This window comes from Streptomyces sp. URMC 127, from assembly GCF_051386535.1.
Classification (GTDB): domain Bacteria; phylum Actinomycetota; class Actinomycetes; order Streptomycetales; family Streptomycetaceae; genus Streptomyces.
Genome location: NZ_JBPQTW010000355.1, coordinates 1 through 3847 on the forward strand (window position 1 = coordinate 1; position 3847 = coordinate 3847).

Here is a 3847-nt window from a genome sequence, read left to right on the forward strand (position 1 = left end):
CCCCCGCCCTTCGCCGAACCCGAGGGCCCCTACCCCTTCCTGGAGGTCGAGGGGGAGGGCGTCTACGAGATCCCCGTCGGTCCCGTCCACGCCGGCATCATCGAACCCGGCCACTTCCGCTTCTCCGTCGTCGGCGAGACGATCATCAAGCTCAAGGCCCGGCTGTGGTTCGTCCACAAGGGCATCGAGAAGCTCTTCGAGGGCCGCACCCCCGACCAGGGCCTGCCGCTCGCCGAGCGCATCAGCGGCGACACCGCCGTCGGCCACGCCCTCGCCTACTGCCTCGCCGTGGAGGAGGCCACGGGGGCCCACGTCCCCGCCGACGCCCGCCGCGCCCGCGCCCTCCTCCTCGAACTCGAACGCCTCCACAACCACGTCGCCGACCTCGGCGCGCTGTGCAACGACGCCGGGCACGGCATCCTGCACGCCCGAGCCCAGCACGTCCGCGAACGCCTCCTGCGCCTCAACCAGGAGGTCACCGGCCACCGCCTGCTGCGCGGCGGTGTCGTGCCCGGCGGCTCGGTGCTGCGCGCCGTGCCCGGCCCCGCCCGGCTGCGGGAACTGGGCCGGGAGATCCGCGACATCGTCACCCTCGCCCTCGGCCACACCACCGTGCGCGACCGGTTCACCGGCACCGCCCGCCTCGGCGCGGCCGCCGCCCGCGACCTGGGCTGCCTCGGCTACGTCGCCCGGGCCAGCGGCCTGTCCGCCGACGCGCGCGCGAGCCACCCCTTCCACGACCACGCGGGCGCGCTGACCATCCCCGTCCACACCGCCGGCGACGTCCTGGCCCGCTTCCTCGTCCGGGCCGAGGAGGCCGAGGCCTCGCTGGCGACGGCCGAACGGCTCGCGGCCGGGCTGGAGGCGGGCCGCACCACCGGGACCTCGCTCGCCTGGCCGCCGCTGTTCGCCCGCAGCACCCGCCGCGCCGGCGTCGGCATCGTGGAGGGCTGGCGCGGCACCATCACCACGCGGGTCGAGCTCGGCGAGGGCGAGACGCTCACCCGGGTCAAGACCGTCGACCCGTCCTTCTTCAACTGGCCCGCCCTGCCGGTGGCGCTGGCGGACACGATCGTCCCGGACTTCCCGCTCGCCAACAAGAGCTTCAACCTGTCGTACGCGGGCAACGACCTCTGAGGCTCACGCGGTCCTCACGCGTCGGGGTCGACCCCGTGCAGGCGGGCGAGGCGCAGCACGTCGTCGAGCTCGTCGGCCGCGACGGCGGCTCCGTAGGCGTCCCCGTCGGACTCGGCCTGCGCGAGGGCCTCCCGCGCCTCCCGCACGCGCCGTCGCACGGCCTCGGCGAATTCGCTCACGACGGCCCCCAGCGCGATGGGCATGGAACAGGAGACTTCCTGGAATTCTAGGGCGGAATCGCCGGGGCGGCGCCCGTGCAGCGGCACCGGGTTCCCGCGGTAAATCGTTTTGCCGCCATCAATGACGGTGGGTAAGGTGCTGGTCAATGCCCGTCCGTAGCGCAGAGGCAGGCGCACCGTCATTGCATGACGGAGGACGCCGGTTCGAATCCGGCCGGACGGGCAGTCTGTCGTGCAGGAGCGGAGGCGGGGCCGGGCCCTGCCGCGGGGCGGGGTACAGGTACGTGAAGGGCGGCGCGGGCGACACCGGCACCACGGGAATCCCCGAGATCGCCGGTACCACGGGTGCCGCCGGCATCCCCAACATCCCCGGCATCCCGGGTATCACCGAGGAAGAGCTGGCCGCCTTCGACCGCACGGTCCGCAAGCTGCGGCAGCTCCCCGCCGACGACCCGGTGCGCCTGCGCGCCGAGCAGGTCGCCTCGTCCTTCGCGCGCGAGGGGCGCCACCGCCGCCGCAAGGACCGCCGGCAGGAGCAGAACGCCGCCGACGCCCGCGTGGCCGCCGCGACGGCGACCGGCGCCCTCGACCGCCGCGAGGACGCGCCCCTGACCGCACCCGGCTCCCCGGGCACCTACAGCCGCCCCCGCCGCTGCTACGTCTGCAAGTCGCCCTACAGCCGGGCCGACGCCTTCTACCACCTGCTCTGCCCGGACTGCGCCGCCGAGAACGCTCGCCGGCGCGGCCTGCGCACCGATCTGACGGGCCGCCTGGCGCTGCTCACCGGCGGCCGGGTCAAGATCGGTTTCCAGCTCGCCCTGATGATGCTGCGCGACGGCGCCGAGCTCCTGGTCACCAGCCGCTTCCCGCGCGACACCGTCCGCCGCTTCCACGCCGCCGAGGGCAGCGAGGCGTGGCTGGACCGGCTCACCGTGATCGGGATCGACCTGCGCGACCCGCGGCAGGTGCTCGGGCTGTGCGAGCGGTTGCGGGCGGAGGGCCGTCCGCTGGACATCCTCGTCAACAACGCCGCGCAGACCATCCGCCGCCCGCCCGGGGCCTACGCGCCGCTGATCGCGGGGGAGTCGCGCGCCCTGCCCGCCGGCACGCCGGCCACGGCCGTGTGGACGGCTCCCGGCTTCCGGACGCGGCACGCGCTGGAGGGCGCCGGGGACGGCACGGGCGCGTCCGCCGCGCTCGGGCTCGTCCTGCCGGCCGCCGCGGAGGTGGATGCGGAGGTGGACGAGGCCGGGCTGGTGCCGGACCGCTCCGCGGCCAACTCCTGGTCCGCGCGCCTCGGGGAGCTCGACCCCGCGGAGCTGCTGGAGACCCAGCTGGTCAACGCGCTCGCCCCCACGCTCCTGTGCGACCGGCTGCTGCCGCTCCTGCTGGCCTCGCCGCACCCGCGCCGCTACGTGGTCAACGTGACGGCCGTCGAGGGCCGCTTCGCCGTGCGCAACAAGACCTCGGGGCACCCGCACACGAATATGGCCAAGGCCGCGCTCAACATGCTCACCCGCACCAGCGGCCGCGAACTCGCCGCCCGCGGCGTCCACATGTGCAGCGTCGACACCGGCTGGATCACCGACGAGAACCCGGCGCCGAAGAAGGAGTGGATGGCCGCGCACGGCTTCCGCACCCCGCTGGACATCGTGGACGGGGCGGCGCGGGTCTACGACCCGATCGTGCGCGGCGAGGCGGGCGACCCGGTCTCGGGCGTCCACCTCAAGGACTACCGGGTCGCCGACTGGTGACGGTGCGGCGCCGCCGGGCGGCGCCCTTCACACCCCGGCGGGCCGTCAGGCCGCGCCCTCCACGCCCCATCCCGGGACCTGGAAGCGCGCGGTGATCGCCGAGCTGTCGACCTCCTCGCCGCAGCAGCGGCAGACGACGGCCGGATCGAGATCGGCGCCGCAGGAGTGCTCGAAGACCGTCGGCGGCACCTCCGCCAGGTGCCGGTCGCCCCAGTTCATCAGCATGATCAGGACGGGGCGCAGATCGTGCCCGGAGGCGGTGGGGCAGTACTCGAAGCGCGCCGGGCGTTCGCTGTAGGGAACCTTTTCCAGCACTCCCGCCTCCACCAGGCGGCGCAGCCGGGAGGCCAGGATGTCGCGCGGCGCCCCGGTGTTGCGGGCGATCGCGTCGAAGCGCCGGACTCCGAAGAAGACCTCACGCAGCACCAGCAGGGAGTACTTCTCGCCGACCACGCCGAGCGCGTCGGCGATCGAACAGGGGCGCGGCTTCGTCATGTTCCCCATCGTAGAGCAGCCGGATTTGCTTCCCCAACCCTCACGGTAGTGGGCATCCGTTGCACCGACCGGCCCGTGGGCATACCGCGTGGGAGCCGGCGCGGCCGGCGGCGTACGGTGTATCACCCCTGCTCCGGCCGCCCGGCGCTGCTTTCGGCCGCCGGCAGCGGTCCGCGCTCCGAGGAGAGAGAGCCCGTGCACGACCTCACCTACGGCGACGTCGAGAAGGCCGCCGCCCGCATCGCCGGCCGCACCCGCCCCGTGGCCGTCACCCCCGCCGAC

Annotated in this window: 5 protein-coding genes and 1 tRNA gene; 4 read left to right on the top strand and 2 right to left on the bottom strand. The window is 74.5% G+C overall.

The features are described from left to right. Positions 1-1137, top strand: a 1137-nt coding sequence (locus tag ACSNOH_RS33765; protein WP_436725265.1) for a nickel-dependent hydrogenase large subunit, incomplete at its 5' end; no start/stop codon positions are given. Positions 1138-1151: 14 nt separating this feature from the next. Here ACSNOH_RS33765 and ACSNOH_RS33770 read toward each other — a convergent pair. Then, positions 1152-1340, bottom strand: a complete 189-nt coding sequence (locus ACSNOH_RS33770) for a hypothetical protein (protein ID WP_436725266.1) — start codon at positions 1338-1340, stop codon at positions 1152-1154. A 126-nt stretch (positions 1341-1466) separates the two neighbouring features. Here ACSNOH_RS33770 and ACSNOH_RS33775 point away from each other — a divergent pair. Then, positions 1467-1539: transfer RNA gene (locus ACSNOH_RS33775), tRNA-Ala, on the top strand. Positions 1540-1672: 133 nt separating this feature from the next. Further along, positions 1673-3070, top strand: a complete 1398-nt coding sequence (locus ACSNOH_RS33780; RefSeq protein ID WP_436725269.1) for an SDR family NAD(P)-dependent oxidoreductase — start codon at positions 1673-1675, stop codon at positions 3068-3070. Between the two features lie 45 nt (positions 3071-3115). On the opposite strand, the gene ACSNOH_RS33785 is transcribed toward ACSNOH_RS33780, so the two are convergent. Next, a complete protein-coding gene (locus tag ACSNOH_RS33785; RefSeq protein ID WP_436725267.1) occupies positions 3116-3574 on the bottom strand; it encodes a winged helix-turn-helix transcriptional regulator in 459 nt (152 codons plus the stop codon). Positions 3575-3640: 66 nt separating this feature from the next. On the opposite strand from ACSNOH_RS33785, the gene ACSNOH_RS33790 reads away from it, so the two are divergent. After that, a partial coding sequence (locus tag ACSNOH_RS33790; RefSeq protein WP_436725268.1) for a hypothetical protein occupies positions 3641-3847 on the top strand: 207 nt, incomplete at its 3' end.

Bases quoted from the DNA above. Each gene is read 5' to 3' on its own strand.
- ACSNOH_RS33770 (WP_436725266.1), bottom strand. From the start codon at position 1,340: ATGCCCATCGCGCTGGGGGCCGTCGTGAGCGAATTCGCCGAGGCCGTG.
- ACSNOH_RS33785 (WP_436725267.1), bottom strand. From the start codon at position 3,574: ATGGGGAACATGACGAAGCCGCGCCCCTGTTCGATCGCCGACGCGCTC.